Genomic DNA, 13818 nt, shown 5'->3' on the forward strand with positions numbered 1-13818 from the left:
AGCAGAACCGAAGCAAGGAACAGACCATGAAGATCGAAGCGGAGTGGATGCGCGGAGGCACCAGCAAATGCTGGGTCTTCGAAACCGGCCAGCTGGATGAAACCGGGACCAGCCCGGACGTCCTGCTGCCCCGGCTGTTCGGCAGCCCCGACCACCGGCAGATCGACGGAGTGGGCGGCGCCACCTCCACCACCAGCAAGGCGATGATCCTGCACCGCCCGGCCGACGCTGGCGTCGACGTCGAATTCACCTTCGCCCAGGTTGGCATCGAAGAGGCCGCCGTGGACTGGGGCAGCAACTGCGGCAACTGCTCGGCAGTCGTTGGCCTCTACGCCATCGAAAAGGGCTGGGTGGTCCCCACCGGCGACGTCACCCGGATCGTCACCCGGAACACCAACACCGGCCAGGTCATCATCCAGAGGGTGTCGACGCCGGCCGGAGCCCTGCCGATCGTCCCGCAGGCCGAAATGCCCGGCGTTCCGTTCCCCGGCTACCGGGTGGGGCTCGGCTTCCTGGACCCGGCCGGCAAGACCACCGGCCGGCTGCTTCCCACCGGATCGGCGACCGATACCATCGTCGCCGGAGGAACCCGCTGGACTGTCTCCATGGTCGACGCCGGAGCGCCGGTCGTCATGCTGCGCGCCGAGGACCTGGGCCTGGACCCGGAGCGCTACGGCAGCTGGCCCGCCGGGCTGGAACTGCAGCTGGACACCCTGGAACACATCCGGCGCCAGGCAGCCGTGCGGATGGGTCTCGCGTCGGCTCCCGACGACGCCGCCCGCGCCGTCCCCAAGGTCGCCGTCGTGGGGGCCCCTGCCCCGTCCGACGCCGACAGCGACGTCGCCGTCGTCATGCTTTCGATGGGCAAGCCGCACCCGGCCCTGGCCATCACCGGAAGCATCGCCCTGACCCTGGCGGCCCGCACCCCCGGCACGCTGCTGGCCGACATCACCGGCGGCACCGTCCGCCCCACCCTGCGGCTGCGCACCCCGGCCGGGGTGATCGAAACCTGGAGCGAGGAACGGGACGGGCAACTGCTCGTCGGCGTCGACCGCACCGCCCGCACCATCGCCACCACCACCATCCACCTTCCCGAGGCCCTCGGCACCGCCGTCGGCGCCTCCCTTGCCAGCGCTACTCGATGAGGAGAAAGCATCATGACTAACATCGCAGAAGAGACTGCAGAAAAAACCGCTCAACAGGCCGCTGTACAGACCGCCCCCAGCGACACCCGCGTCGAGCCCTCCCGGCGTCCCGACCGCCGCCGCCGTATCCTGCTGGTGACGGTAGCCGCGATCGCTGTCCTGGGTCTGCTGGCCCTCCTGTTCGGAGGTGTCCTCTTCAACCCCGCGGCCGCCTCTGAATCGGAGCCGACCATGACCGCCACCCAGATCATCCCGCTCGTCATCCTCGTGGCGATGTTCGTCGTCGCCACGAAATGGCCGCTGAATATCGGCGTCATGGGGCTGGTGGCGTCCTTCGGCGTCGGCTACTTCATGCTCGGCATGAGCGACAAGGAAATCCTGGAGGAGTTCCCGGCCAGCATCGTCCTGACGATCATCGGCGTGACCTACTTCTTCAGCATGGCCCAGCGGAACGGGTCGATCGACATCATCGTCCAGACCTGCGTGCGGCTGGTCCGGGGCAAGACCATGCTGCTGCCCTGGGTTTTCTTCCTCCTGGCCGCGGCGCTGACCGCGCTGGGCACCTTCTCCCCCGCCGCCGTGGCGCTGCTGGCGCCGGCGGCCCTGGGCCTGGCGTACGAGTCGCGCATCCACCCGGTGCTGATGGGCGCCTTCGTGATAAACGGCGCCCACGCCGGCGGCTTCTCCCCGCTCTCCGTCGCTGGCGTGCTGGTGCACGACATCGCACTGAAGAACGGCTTCCCCATCTCGCAGGGCGGACTCTTCACGGCCAGCTTCGCGCTGAACTTCATCCTCTCCGCGCTGACCATCGTGCTGTTCGGCCTGCTGGGCAAGCTGCGTGACAAGCACGCCAACGAGTACGCCGGCCTGGAGACGCCCCGCACCGGACGCCCCGGCGGCCAGCAGATCTTCACCCTGGTTCTGATCGCGGCGATCCTGGTGGGCACGCTGGGCTTCCACCTGCCGATCGGCTTCGTGGCCCTCTCCGCCGGCCTGCTGCTGGCGTTCGTCAACATCAAGGAACACAAGACCTTCATCGGCGGCGTCTCCTGGTCCACCGTGCTGCTGGTGGCCGGCATGATCACCTACGTCTCGCTGCTGCAGCACGTGGGCGTCATCGACACGCTCGCCGAGATGGCCCTGGCCCTGGGGGCGCCGCTGCTGATCGCCCTGGTGCTCTGCTACGTCATCGGCGTCGGATCCGCGTTCGCGTCATCGACGGCGCTGCTCACCGCGTTCATCCCGATGGCCGGTCCGCTGCTGGCCACCAGCTCACTGAGCGCCTCCGGCACCGTCGCGGCCCTCGCGATCGCGGCCACCGTCGTGGACGTCTCCCCCTTCTCCACCGACGGCGCCCTGGTGGTGGCCAACGCCCGGGACAACGACCGCCAGCGCGTCTACCGCCAGCTCATGATGTACGCAGGCGGCGTGGTCCTGGTGGCTCCCGCCCTGGCCTGGGCGCTGCTGGTGCCGACGGGGGTTATGTAGGGGCGGGCCCCGGGGCCGCAGCACGCAGGCACTTCAGACTGCCGGACCCACGTCCGGCACGCGCACGGAACAACCTGCACTCCGCCGCAACAGGAAACCCGGCAGACGGCGCAGGGACCCCGGACGCACCAAAGGCAGGGCGGCTTTTACAGCCGCCGTGCCTTTGGCTTGGCACGAAGTGTTGATCCTCCACCCTGAGGCCTAGTAACGCTATGGATTGCGCCGACGCGGCCGAGTTCTTCTGCATCTCACCGGCGAGTATCACGGGGATGCTCTCTGGGACCACGGACGAAGGTGAACTAGTAGAGGCCCTCATACGTCGCCACGCCATGTAGCGGTCGGCACCCTCGCATCGCGGCAATCTCTTTTTTGTGTGACGATCCCTCACCGGACGTGGGGGGCTGATGGCCAGGCATCGGTTAAGCCGACATCAAGCCAACTGGAACTTCCGCTACTCCATCTAGCTTCTTGCCTATCTTGCAATCCTTGGCGACAGGACAGAGGCTACTTGTATGGAAGGATCCCGAGTATTCAACGCTGACCAAATAGCGACTGAGCTAGAAGAGGCAAGGGCCGCAGCTAAAGTGATGGTCCGGGGTGCTCTGGGCGTTCTCGGTGATGACAGGGGATTCACTATGAATCACCTCCCTTTTCTTGCTTTCGTCGAACGGGCTCAGGCTTTTCATCAAGGGGTAGTAGCCATGGTCGAATCCGGGAACCCACTGGCGGCTGCGACTCTTCTGCGATCCTTTGCCGAGAATCTCGCTGTCGTCTTCTACCTAGAAAAACACCCCCACGAGTTCGAGAAACTTCACCCAGGTGCAGAGCAGGGACTTCCCATGGGGAAGGTTGTAGCTGCGGCGCAGAAGCGACTCCCGGGTTTCAAACAGCTTTACGACCATCTGAGTTCGATGGCACACCCGTCTGGTGCTGGAGCGTTTCAAACGTTCCAGGTTGAAGATGACGGGGCGTTTAGGTGGCAATCCAATCCCACGTTTCGCTCGGTTGATGACGCGCAGCAATTCCTAAAATGGTTAGGGGAGATACGCGAACTGAGCACTAACGTCATCCGAGAGACCGCCTCGGCATTCCGTACGGCCGCGGAGAACGAAACCTAGGCCAGGTAGTGCTCACCGGTCGCCCCACAGCTTCATCGACGCACAATGTGGTACGCACCCGGCACCACCGCGGCGTCACCGACCACCCAGGCTTGTACACTGTCGGGTTACCGTGGCGGACGGGGCACGACTCGTCGATCGTGGCGGGCGTGGGCCGCGATGCCGAATACATAGCCAAACGCATCGCCGGGAACACCGCCGTCCGGTGAGGGCGAGGCGCGAGGGGGGTGACTACCCCGTGCGAGGCCCGTGGAAGTCCACTGCTGCGGCGAGGCCGGCCGAGTTGAAACATTCCCTGGTCCATGCCTGATCCGCGGGTGTCGCGAGTGGCTCGGCAACAAGCTCCGGCGGCCGGTTAAACACGGGATTCCCCTCCTCCAAGAGGTCCGCGGTGCCGCTGCCGGCGAGGAGCCGAAGAGGGCAGGCTGGTCGAGGAAGGGAAGCTTCCCGCCGTCGCAATCGGTCAGCACGCCCCAGCGTTAGATGAACAGCGAAAACTCCTCCTGACGTTCCCCGTGGTCCACCATGAGCGGGCAGGCTTCGCTATCGAGCTGGATTCGCAGGTAGTTGGGCTCCGTTTCGTCGAGGGCCATCAGTTGGACATCGTCCAGCCACGAAAGCCAGACCGCTGTGCACTCTCCCAGCAGCGGATACGGGGCAGCGGCGATGTACCCGGCCTTGCTCACGTGGGCGGAGTGGCCAACGGCCATGTCGTGGAGCTGGCCCGGACCAGCGGCAGGACCGCGCTGACAGGCGGGTGGTAGTTGGCGAATTTCCGCCGCATCACGTCGGCGCTTGAATTCGAGCCGATGGAGACCACCAGGGAACGGGCTTCCCGCGGTGCCGCGCCGGCACGAGCGAGAGCCTCATCCAGTCCGGCTGAAAGTTCAAAGGGCCGGAATTAATTGCCGTCCATTACACCCGAGGCCACGGGCGGATCCCACGGATACAGCAACGGATCGAGATGGCCGGCGCCTGCCCCGCTCAGCCCCATGGAGTCAGCCGGGTGAAGCCGTCGGCATCTTGCTGGAGACCGATCAAGGTGGCCCACTTTCATGCTCGGGGACTTCCAGTGTCCCGCATTTCTGAATCGGCAAGGACGGTTCGAACAGGCTGCCGGCCGCTTCGAATTCAACTTCCGGCCATGTGCCGGCCCTTCATTGAAACGAGATCAATGTCAGGCGTGCCGATCCGACCTCTGAAATGGCTATAGCGCGTAAGTAGCGCTTCTGTAAAAGGACTACTTAGGGAAGCAACAATCTCAACATTCGCGAGCGTGGCGCGGGGCACGGCTAGCACTTGCTCTAGGTCCACGATCAAGTCTGGGATCTCCCGGAATGCGGGAAAAACGCCATACCTAGGACGTCCGCCCCGTAGCGTTGGCTCAATCTTTTGCCAATGCTTTTCATTCTGGCTTGATTTCCACTGTTCGAATGGACCCCACTTATCCAAAAACATCGCATGCGCAAGAAGTACGTATTCCACCTTGTTTTGCGCAAAATCGCAGGATGGTGTTAGCACTACCCACCATTCCATGGGAGACTGCTCGCAAGCGGTCACTACTGGCTCGGCGGCTCCGTCGGATGGTCTCGCGGGCTGCTTAATTAGGGCGCCCGGAACAAGTTCGTTATTGACCGGCGGATACACGTAATACATGGCAGCATTTGGGGAAAAGACCTCAGCATCCGCCTCCAGCTGGGGCTCCGGGAGGTTTTGAGCTTCGAGGTTTTCTCTGACTTCCGAGAGCATATTCTCCTGCAGCGAACGCGTCACCCTAGCAACCAGAAGCTGTGCGACTTGGTCAGGGCTACCGTCAGAGTAGTCATGCCACGATGGCGCTACTGTGTCCCACAGATAGCTGCGAATCACGGAATCGACATGCTTGTTAATCGTCTTGACCGTAGTCGAGACCCCACTCTTTAATGCGGCGCTTACGGCTTCAGGGAGCTGAACCAGGTCAACTTTGGATATGACGGAGATGAGAGGTCTAGCTTCGTACTGTCGAGCCTTTTGTGGCAGAGCGGTGAAAAATATGACTGGCAGGAACTTGGCAGCTCTGACCAGTTCGAAGATGTCGGTTCCTCTATTGTCGTCAGGCTTACTCGCCCCTTGAGCTTCTTCTCTTACATCCAAAATTGCTAAGTCGTAGTCACCCAGCCTCAACTCTTCCTCCGCACGATCAAAGCTATCGCAGCGCGTGATCGACAGGTTAAACGACTGCTCCTCCACCAAGGTGTCGATAATTTCACGTTCGATTTCCAACAACATCACCGGGTTGTCGTCAACTATCAATATTTTGTAGTTAGGGGAATCCATCAGACCCTCTTTCTTAGTTTTGCTCTAAAGGATGCCCCGGGCAAGGGGCCTCGATCGATCAGCTCCAAGCTGCCTTCATAATTAGAAACCGCGCTGCCTACTATCCCGAGGCCAAGGCCAACACCATTTTGTTTCTCGGAAAAATAGGGATCAAAAATTAAGTCAGCAATTTCCGGTCGAACACCAGGCCCGCTATCGCTCACCGTGATGATGGCGCTACCGTCCGCGTCTCGCCTTACTTCGACACTCACCTCTTTATTCTCGGCAGCGGGCAGGGTACTTGTCCAATAAATGGCATTGGCAGTAAGATTCATGACTATCTGCTGTATATCGGATTCATCCATTGTTACGGCGAAGTCTTCGCCCGTTACTCTTAATGCAATTCCCGCATTATTTGCATCGTGGGTTGAAAGCTCAACTGCGCGCTCTACCATGCCAAGCAGGGAGACCTCAGGTGGACGCCCTCGACGACGACCGCCAAATGGTTCGATGGAGCTAAACAGCGATTTCAATAACTCTATCTGATAATGCGATTTTTCGAATCCCGAAACAGCAACTTGAATTTTCTGCTCACCGCTCAAGGTCGTCTTTTGCAGGTCCCGTAACGCAAAACGAGATATGTTCGCTAAATGCGATATAGCCGTGCGGCCGTCATGGACGACTCGGTCAATAAGCATACCCATATTTGCGAGACGCGAATACCTCGCTATTACTTGTTCAAGCTCTTCAACCCCCTCTTTCAGGTCCGCTTCCTTAGCCTCAAGCGCACTTATCAGCAGACGGTCCTCCGGATGGCGCTCGTTGACAGCATCTCTCACGGACTTTAGGTTGAACTTTGAAAAGAAGCCTTCAGGCTGGGAACGTTTTTGTTCCGGTCTGCGCGATCTGTATCGGCGAATCTCAATCTGTTCCAAGGCAGAAGTGACAAGCATCTGGAGATCTTCAAAGGCTGGCCCATCAATCAGCCCCTCTCGATTCGACTGATCCCTCAGATCGTCATTCTCATCGCTGGAAATAAATATGTGGCCCAAGACTTGGTTGTTTGAAAGGCGCATGGTCGGATTCTGGACTCTTCGTGCGTCCATACTCAGCCAGTCATCTCCACGCTCACCGTAGGGCAGAACACGGAATCCGTCTCGATAGATACTGATGCCTGAAGCATTAGTTAGAATCTGGCGAACCGACCTTAATGAAGCCTCGGGCAGCAAGTTCCTTAGTGCATCCGTGTCTCTGTCCCAGACGCGGATGTCCAAGTCCAAGGGCCCGCACTGCGGACTACCACCCTCCCGGTTCCGGAAGGAGACTGAGATTTCTTGATCGTCGCCGTCGTGGCACGAATAAACGAAATTGGCCCGCCCAAGGCGGTCGATCGTGCCTACTAGGCGATAGTGGGACTTGCCAAGCTCGGGTGGACTGCTGACCACCCCGGACAGGTCTTCGAACTCCGAGGGTAATTGCAAAATTATTGTGAGTTCGGGGTCAACTCGCCCGATGGGTACGTCGGGCGGCACGAGCCTGGACAAGGCCATACGGAGATCCACCAGGTCTTTCCGGCTCCAGTCAGAGGTCAGATTGCCGATTCGAATATGGGTTCCGTGGCCGGATGCCCAAGTCCTAAGACCTGCGGCAGCGAATGTGCGGTCTGCAGCACCATCAGCGGCAAATGTCTTGGCATCGCGGGCGTACCACTGGATGTCTACTTCATCCAAGTACCTATCCTCGGGCTCGAAGTCCGTCCAATCAACGATCACACTTATCTCGTCTGCCTCGGCTTGTCGCGTGGTAAGACTCATAGTTTCCCCCAGTCGCGAGGCTGCCAGCCGGCCGATGCCCTTCTCACCAAGAACGCGGCGGTTCTTGAGCGTGGTTCGAGTCGTTTTTTTTCGGTGTGGGGTCGCGATCTCGAACCACGTTCCTGTAACTGTCGGGGAGTCCATACCATGGCCGTCGTCCCAAACATCTATGCCCCCACCACCAGCAACTAGAGGATCGGTGAAGATAATGACGACAGTTGAAGCGTCGGCATCGTACGAGTTCTTGACCAATTCGATCAGTGCGACCTTCTCGCTACTGATGAGGTCTCGACCGAGGGTGTGCAAGAGACGGGCGCGGGGTCGCATCGGCTGAAAATTTCGGTCGCTGTTGGGCATGTAGAGCACTCTATACAGCGCCGCAGGCAAATCCAGCTAGGCACCCGCCCATGTTTGCTGCGGTCTCATTCGTGACGACATCAGGCCGGCAGAATCCGCCCGCGCGCCATACTTGCCGTTGGGCCGTCTGGCCGGTGATGACGGCGTAGCGCACGACGCGCGACCGGCTCGGGACCTGGGGATCCCTCAGCTGGCACAGCGCCCCAGAAGGCTTCCGTTGCTGCACTTTCCCTCCGCCAATTCGGCCGCCCACCGGCCCTCTCCCCGCGATGTTGCCCGGCTGGAGGAACTGCTGGATGACAACGTGTGGGCGTTCAGCAACTGCCGGGTGGACGCACCCGGCAGGCCAGTCGCCGAAGTCGACTGGTTCTTCTATAACGTCCGGCACGGCACCCTCATGGTCAGCGAGTGGAAGGGCTTCCCCCAACGTGTCGCGCTCTGCATGAAACACTCGAAGATCGGTCCGCGGCGTTAGCGGTCCAGAAAGGCCGCCAGCTCATGCCAGTAATCGACAGGCAGCCTCTCGACCCCATTCACCCCCTTGGGCGGCCTCATAGTGGGGCTGGCTGAGGAAGTTGACGGCAGGACAAACACGAGGCTTTCGCCCGCTGCCGAATCCTGCGGGCCGAAGTAGACATCGCCCTGATGCCCGATGAATGGACCGAAGGATGCTTCCACACCGAGCTTCCCGGTGAAAGCTACGACTCTGGGCCGCAGGGGTTTGAGGCAGTCAATCAGGCCTTGACAATCAAAGCCGCTACTTTGCTCCTCGCTTCCATCCATGCCGGCATAGGTCTTGCTGAGGTCGGTCAGACCGATCCCAAAGACAGGCAGTAGGTGGTCGTCGGTCGGCTTCAGCAGATTTGGGGTGAACCCGGTCTCACGCAGCCAGCGGTAGAACCGGTTGCCACCGTTGCTGTAGTAGTGCCCGGCTTCGGCGCTCCCCTTCCCGGCGGATGTGCCAACAAAGACGACGTCAAGATCAGGGCGCATGATGTCCGGAAGCTTCTCCCCTCCACACTGCCTCCTTCAGGATGCACCTTCTGCCTCGCGAGCAAGCAGGCACGTGCTGGACGCGCTAACATATGTCCCTGCCTCCCACCGCCTCCGCATATAGGACGGGGCTGCAGCCGTAATTGGCAGCTTCAGTCAGCCAGTGAGACCGAGCCCAACCCAGACGGCTCTTGCACCGCAAACGTCATCAGAGGTTAAAGCGAAAACCTAAATTTCACCACGTTCCGTAGCCAAAAAAACGTCGAGGGCGGGTGGAGATCTCTGCCGATTTCAGGTTCCTCTACCAACTGCGCCCGTCTGTGGGCAGGCCATCTTCGACCTCAGGCTGAATGTCCTTCTCGGCAAACTTCGCCATATCGGCGTAGAACCGTCTCTCGATGGATCCAGCCGCAAACTCCGTTGCGAGTGCGCGTGATCTGTCTCGCTGTTCGATCGTCTCCTGGAACGGCTCACCGGGGGTACCCGTCCGGCCACCGGAAATCGTGGCGGACCACAGGGCTTCCATCATCTGGTGGCGTACACCGTGGCTCAGCTTGTCGGCTACGTGCAGCGCATCGCACACGAAAACGGGTTGATCCCAAATGAAGGTCCGGGAAGCCTCGTGGAGGACAGCTGCTACTGCTCGTACCGAGCTCTCCGTGCCGCCGGCGAGAGCCTACCGAAGGATGAGCGAACTGGACATAAGCGGATCGGTTCGAACTCGGGGCAGCGCGTCGAAAAAGGTGTCTCGAAAGGCTTAAGGCTACGCTGTGCATCATGGGGATTTGGCAAGATGAGATAGATGAAGATCAAGTAAGAAGGATCTTCGCAGACAACGGCGTTCGTTCAATCCAAATTAAGTATCTTTCAAGGAACCACAACTCCAAGAACCAGATATACATGGGTGGCGACCTTTCGGAGGTCGCCACTCTTCCTATGGGTGACGTTCATTTCAATAGCGGGACATCTCAAAAGAAGTTTGCTGGCGGAAAACTGATTTACCACGCACCCGTCCCGTGGTCTTGGGTGTCCCCGTCAGGCCTGAGCCCTGCACCTCGCGCTCAGTTGATCGTGTACCCACAGTACAAAGAAGTACGGCTATCCGGCATCATCCAAGGTTCCCCCGACGCTCCCAGCTTCTTCATGAGTATCGACAAGCGAGGGTATGAGGAGGGCCGGGTTCTTATCTTCGGCACAAACGATGCCAAAGACACTGCATTTGGGATGATGCTGTCACGGTTCTCCCCTGCTGCGAAGGCTCTGGATCGCTACCGTGGCAAGCTTGGCGAAATAGTCACGATTCCCATCAACAAGGATGCTCCAACCGACTCCCGCGCGAGTCTCATACGCGAACTGGCTCGGATCCATCACACGGGCTGGATGGATGCCTGCGAACTTCCCGCCACTAGGATCATGAGACCCTGCCGGGGAAACCGTTGTGGCGGGCACACGTTAGAGGCGCATCTAGGAATTACTTTGAATGGTGCCCCAGCACCCGATTTCGGAGAGTGGGAAGTCAAGAACCACGGCGTGGGCAGCTTTGACCGCCCTGGCACAGGGCGGATTACCCTTTTCACCCCCGAGCCGGACCTTGGAGACTACGCCGCCAATGGCACAGATTGGTTTGTCCGGCAATATGGAGTCCCGACGGAAGACGAAAAACGCTACAACTTCACAGGAACGCACCGGGTCACTGGGACCCCGCTCGAAAAGACTGGCTTGGAACTGAAGCTTGCGGGTTATGACCCCGACACCAAATCCATAACAGACGACGGGTATGTCGGGCTGCTGAACAGTTCCGACCAACTGGTTAGTGGCTGGTCTTTCTCAAAATTGCTGAACCACTGGCAAACAAAGCACGCGTTTGCTGCCTACGTTCCCTCCAAGAGCCAAAAAGGAACTCCCTACCAGTACTCTTACGGTCACCGTGTCCACCTTGCGGAGGGAACACGCTTTGGGCTGTTCTTGGAAGCTATGGCCGGCGGTGCAATTGTCTACGATCCAGGCATCAAGTCGGAGCTTCAGCCGAACGGTCGATGGAAGCCGAAAGCCAGAAGCCAGTTTCGCATAGCCACTCCATCACTAGCGCAGCTCTATGACAAATTTGCAGAAGTGAACGTACTGGAAGCCTAGGTGGGAAGCCAAACAAGAAGTGGCGGACGAACCATCGGTCCGTCCGCCCCTTCTTGGCCTAAGCAGTCTTGACGACCGCCACTTCCTTTTCTTTGATCTTGGCTACATGCGGAGCCATTATCCGAGCCACTTCGTTCATCACGGGCATGACAACACTGTTGCCGAACTGCTTGTAGGCCTGCGTGTCGCTGACGGGGATTTTGTAGTCATCGCTGAAACCCATGAGACGCGCGCACTCTCTGGGAGTGAGCCGCCGCGGGCGCATGCCCTCCTGAGATACAAGGATCTCTGAGCCATCCTTGTAGTAGCGGGCAGACAGCGTTCGCGTGGTTCCGTCCGCGTGGGCAAGCCCAAAGCCAAAACCGTTTCCGGCAGCCTTATGCTTCTCGGCATAGCCCTGCAAATAAGCCCACAGTTTCGGCGTCAGAGTGTACTTAGCAAGTACCTCGCCATTTTCGTGGTCGAAGAAACGATCACCATCCCATTCGAGGAATGGCTCCGTCCCATCCGTCTTATGGAGGATCGACCCCAGCTTGGGGCCGTGCATCGGAAGCTCCAAGTCGTCCCAGCTAAAATCGGTGGGTTCACGGAAACCTACAATGATGATGCGCTCGCGGTGCTGTGGCGTGAAGTGCTTGCCGTTGATGATCCTGTAGTGGACCTCGTAGCCTAGCTCTTCTTCAAGAGTTGCCATAATTACGGCAAAGGTCTTGCCCTTGTCGTGGGACTTCAGATTTTTAACGTTCTCCAGCATGAACGCTGCGGGACGCTTCTCATTGATGATGCGGGCGACGTCAAAAAACAGGGTGCCCTGAGTGGCGTCTTCAAAACCATGAGCGCGCCCTAGCGCGTTCTTCTTGCTGACGCCAGCAATGGAGAAGGGCTGGCAAGGAAACCCTCCCAAGAGGACGTCGTGGTCGGGAACCTCCGTAGCGGGGTGAACCTGAATATCGCCTACAAAGTGGTGGTCAGGATCCTGCTCGTCGGGGAAGTTAGCCAGGTAAGTCTTCTTCGCCCAGTCGTTCCACTCACTGGTGAAAACACACCGTCCGCCGTGCGTCTCGAAGCCCTGCCGTATGCCGCCGATGCCGGCGAACAGGTCGATGAACGTAAAGTCGTGGGCACCGTTTTGGGCCGGCATCCCCAGCAGTTCCCTTAGAGCGGGAGCCAACATGGTGGGGCAGGGAGTCTCTCCGCTTTCCCACCTTGCAACGGTGCGCTGTGTGACGTTGAGTTGTTCCGCAAGTTGACGCTGTGTGTACCTTGCCCGCGCTGAAGTCAGCAGGTCCTTCGAGTTTTCCATTGGGTCCTATCTGGGTCATTTACCCGACATTCTGTCCTACATTCAGCCTCGCTGCTAATTGCCACGCCGAAGGAATGATGTGTCGTCCGACTCAGGCTTACACCGGGGTAAGACAACCACAGGCAGAACCGTTCTACGACCCGTAGAGAGCCTAGAACGGGGCCAATAACAAGGAGCCCATCGGGGCTCTTTAGGGCCGCCTCCGAGGCCTCGTAGACCTTCAGTGCTACCTTCGCCCCCGGCCAGCGCCGTAGATGCTCCTCAATGGGTACATCCAACGCGTCACGCACCTTCTGTATCTCTTCGACGGTGAGGGGGCCCCGGGGCGCCACCAACGTTCTTGAGCACAATCCGTACCGTGTCAGGATTGAAGACCTTGGTAGACGTCGCACCGTGGGGCAAGAGCACAACATTACACATCAATCGGACAAAGTCTCGACGGTCGTCGATGTCCTTGTCCAGCCACGCTTGGCCCTCTGGCGACTCCATATTCACCGAGGGCATGATCGCTGGCACGGGCGGGCGGGAGGCCCTAATAGCAGCATCGGCTATCTTGGCCTCTGCATCCGCGATCTTCACCTTGATCCGAGAAGTGATGAGCCCTAGCGGGTTCCCGGTTATTACCCCTCAGCAGCATGCATAGTGAGGTCGTACAGACGCTGACGCAGGGCCTTTACCTTTAGTTCGAGGGCATCCGTCTCTTCCGATTCCGCTGGGTCGCGAAGGCATTGAGCCGGACTGGGAGCTTGGCTGCTGGCTATGGAAAGAGACGCCCGACGAAGGCTATGGCAAGTTCCACGCTGGCGGTCTGTGGCTAGCACATCGCTTCTCTTACGTCTGGTTCCTGGGAGGGCACGAGCGAAAGAAGACCTTAGACCACCTCTGCAACAGACCTCTCTGCACCCGGCCGGATCGTATGCAGCCAATCTCGTCATCAGAATATTGCCCTCAACGATCGTTCGTTCCGAGCCTGAACCGTGGCAAGATGACACCCATTATGGACAGGCGGTTGCGGCGCGCTCCTGACGCGGAATGGGTATTGATGTACCGGCTCGGGTTGAGCCGGAAACGCATCGCTGAGCTGGTGCGAGCCGAACCGGCCACCGTCGGATACCACCTAGTCATCGCTCGCCGCCAAGACCCGGGGCTCGAGGCGGCACACCTGGCCGCTG

At 59.6% G+C, this 13818-nt stretch carries 10 protein-coding genes and 1 pseudogene; 6 read left to right on the top strand and 5 right to left on the bottom strand.

What is annotated here, in order from left to right:
* Positions 1 to 26 precede the first annotated feature (26 nt).
* From ABIN76_RS14340 to ABIN76_RS14355, 4 genes and pseudogenes are all read left to right on the top strand, one after another.
* Positions 27 to 1145 carry a PrpF domain-containing protein gene (locus ABIN76_RS14340; RefSeq protein WP_346960352.1) on the top strand — a complete coding sequence of 373 codons (1119 nt, stop codon included), beginning with the start codon at positions 27 to 29 and terminating at the stop codon, positions 1143 to 1145.
* Positions 1146 to 1157: 12 nt separating this feature from the next.
* On the top strand, positions 1158 to 2633 hold the full coding sequence (locus ABIN76_RS14345; protein WP_346960353.1) for an SLC13 family permease: 1476 nt from the start codon (positions 1158 to 1160) through the stop codon (positions 2631 to 2633).
* Positions 2634 to 3145: 512 nt separating this feature from the next.
* Positions 3146 to 3751 carry a hypothetical protein gene (locus ABIN76_RS14350; RefSeq protein ID WP_346960354.1) on the top strand — a complete coding sequence of 202 codons (606 nt, stop codon included), beginning with the start codon at positions 3146 to 3148 and terminating at the stop codon, positions 3749 to 3751.
* A 59-nt stretch (positions 3752 to 3810) separates the two neighbouring features.
* Positions 3811 to 3960: pseudogene (locus ABIN76_RS14355) on the top strand (FAD-dependent oxidoreductase); the annotation flags it as partial.
* Positions 3961 to 4230: 270 nt separating this feature from the next.
* Here ABIN76_RS14355 and ABIN76_RS14360 read toward each other — a convergent pair.
* From ABIN76_RS14360 to ABIN76_RS14370, 3 genes are all read right to left on the bottom strand, one after another.
* Positions 4231 to 4461 carry a hypothetical protein gene (locus tag ABIN76_RS14360; RefSeq protein WP_346960355.1) on the bottom strand — a complete coding sequence of 77 codons (231 nt, stop codon included), beginning with the start codon at positions 4459 to 4461 and terminating at the stop codon, positions 4231 to 4233.
* A gap of 421 nt (positions 4462 to 4882) precedes the next feature.
* Entirely contained in the window at positions 4883 to 6067 is a 1185-nt protein-coding gene (locus ABIN76_RS14365) for a response regulator (protein WP_346960356.1), read from the bottom strand.
* Positions 6067 to 8217: a sensor histidine kinase gene (locus ABIN76_RS14370; RefSeq protein WP_346960357.1), complete on the bottom strand. Its 2151-nt coding sequence runs from the start codon at positions 8215 to 8217 to the stop codon at positions 6067 to 6069. The genes ABIN76_RS14365 and ABIN76_RS14370 overlap by 1 nt, the downstream gene beginning before the upstream one ends.
* Positions 8218 to 8434: 217 nt before the next feature.
* Between ABIN76_RS14370 and ABIN76_RS14375 the strand changes: the two genes are divergently transcribed.
* Positions 8435 to 8692 (top strand): hypothetical protein, encoded by a 258-nt coding sequence (locus tag ABIN76_RS14375; protein WP_346960358.1) that lies wholly within the window; start codon positions 8435 to 8437, stop codon positions 8690 to 8692.
* Here the strand turns inward: ABIN76_RS14375 and ABIN76_RS14380 are convergent.
* A complete protein-coding gene (locus ABIN76_RS14380) occupies positions 8689 to 9210 on the bottom strand; it encodes a mismatch-specific DNA-glycosylase (protein WP_346960359.1) in 522 nt (173 codons plus the stop codon). The genes ABIN76_RS14375 and ABIN76_RS14380 overlap by 4 nt on opposite strands.
* Positions 9211 to 9987: 777 nt before the next feature.
* Here ABIN76_RS14380 and ABIN76_RS14385 point away from each other — a divergent pair.
* Entirely contained in the window at positions 9988 to 11343 is a 1356-nt protein-coding gene (locus ABIN76_RS14385) for an MvaI/BcnI family restriction endonuclease (protein ID WP_346960360.1), read from the top strand.
* A 58-nt stretch (positions 11344 to 11401) separates the two neighbouring features.
* Here ABIN76_RS14385 and dcm read toward each other — a convergent pair whose 3' ends face one another.
* Complete coding sequence (gene dcm / locus ABIN76_RS14390) at positions 11402 to 12646, bottom strand: DNA (cytosine-5-)-methyltransferase (protein WP_346960361.1); 1245 nt, start codon at positions 12644 to 12646, stop codon at positions 11402 to 11404.
* Positions 12647 to 13818: the final 1172 nt, after the last annotated feature.

Source organism: uncultured Arthrobacter sp. (assembly GCF_964021775.1).
In the GTDB taxonomy this organism is placed as follows: domain Bacteria; phylum Actinomycetota; class Actinomycetes; order Actinomycetales; family Micrococcaceae; genus Arthrobacter.

Excerpts from the sequence above, each read along its gene's own strand:
- ABIN76_RS14385 (WP_346960360.1), top strand. The coding sequence starts at position 9,988 with ATGGGGATTTGGCAAGATGAGATAGATGAAGATCAAGTAAGAAGGATC.
- dcm (WP_346960361.1), bottom strand. The coding sequence starts at position 12,646 with ATGGAAAACTCGAAGGACCTGCTGACTTCAGCGCGGGCAAGGTACACA.
- ABIN76_RS14350 (WP_346960354.1), top strand. The coding sequence starts at position 3,146 with ATGGAAGGATCCCGAGTATTCAACGCTGACCAAATAGCGACTGAGCTA.
- ABIN76_RS14340 (WP_346960352.1), top strand. The coding sequence starts at position 27 with ATGAAGATCGAAGCGGAGTGGATGCGCGGAGGCACCAGCAAATGCTGG.
- ABIN76_RS14370 (WP_346960357.1), bottom strand. The coding sequence starts at position 8,217 with ATGCCCAACAGCGACCGAAATTTTCAGCCGATGCGACCCCGCGCCCGT.
- ABIN76_RS14365 (WP_346960356.1), bottom strand. The coding sequence starts at position 6,067 with ATGGATTCCCCTAACTACAAAATATTGATAGTTGACGACAACCCGGTG.
- ABIN76_RS14360 (WP_346960355.1), bottom strand. The coding sequence starts at position 4,461 with ATGGCCGTTGGCCACTCCGCCCACGTGAGCAAGGCCGGGTACATCGCC.
- ABIN76_RS14345 (WP_346960353.1), top strand. The coding sequence starts at position 1,158 with ATGACTAACATCGCAGAAGAGACTGCAGAAAAAACCGCTCAACAGGCC.
- ABIN76_RS14380 (WP_346960359.1), bottom strand. The coding sequence starts at position 9,210 with ATGCGCCCTGATCTTGACGTCGTCTTTGTTGGCACATCCGCCGGGAAG.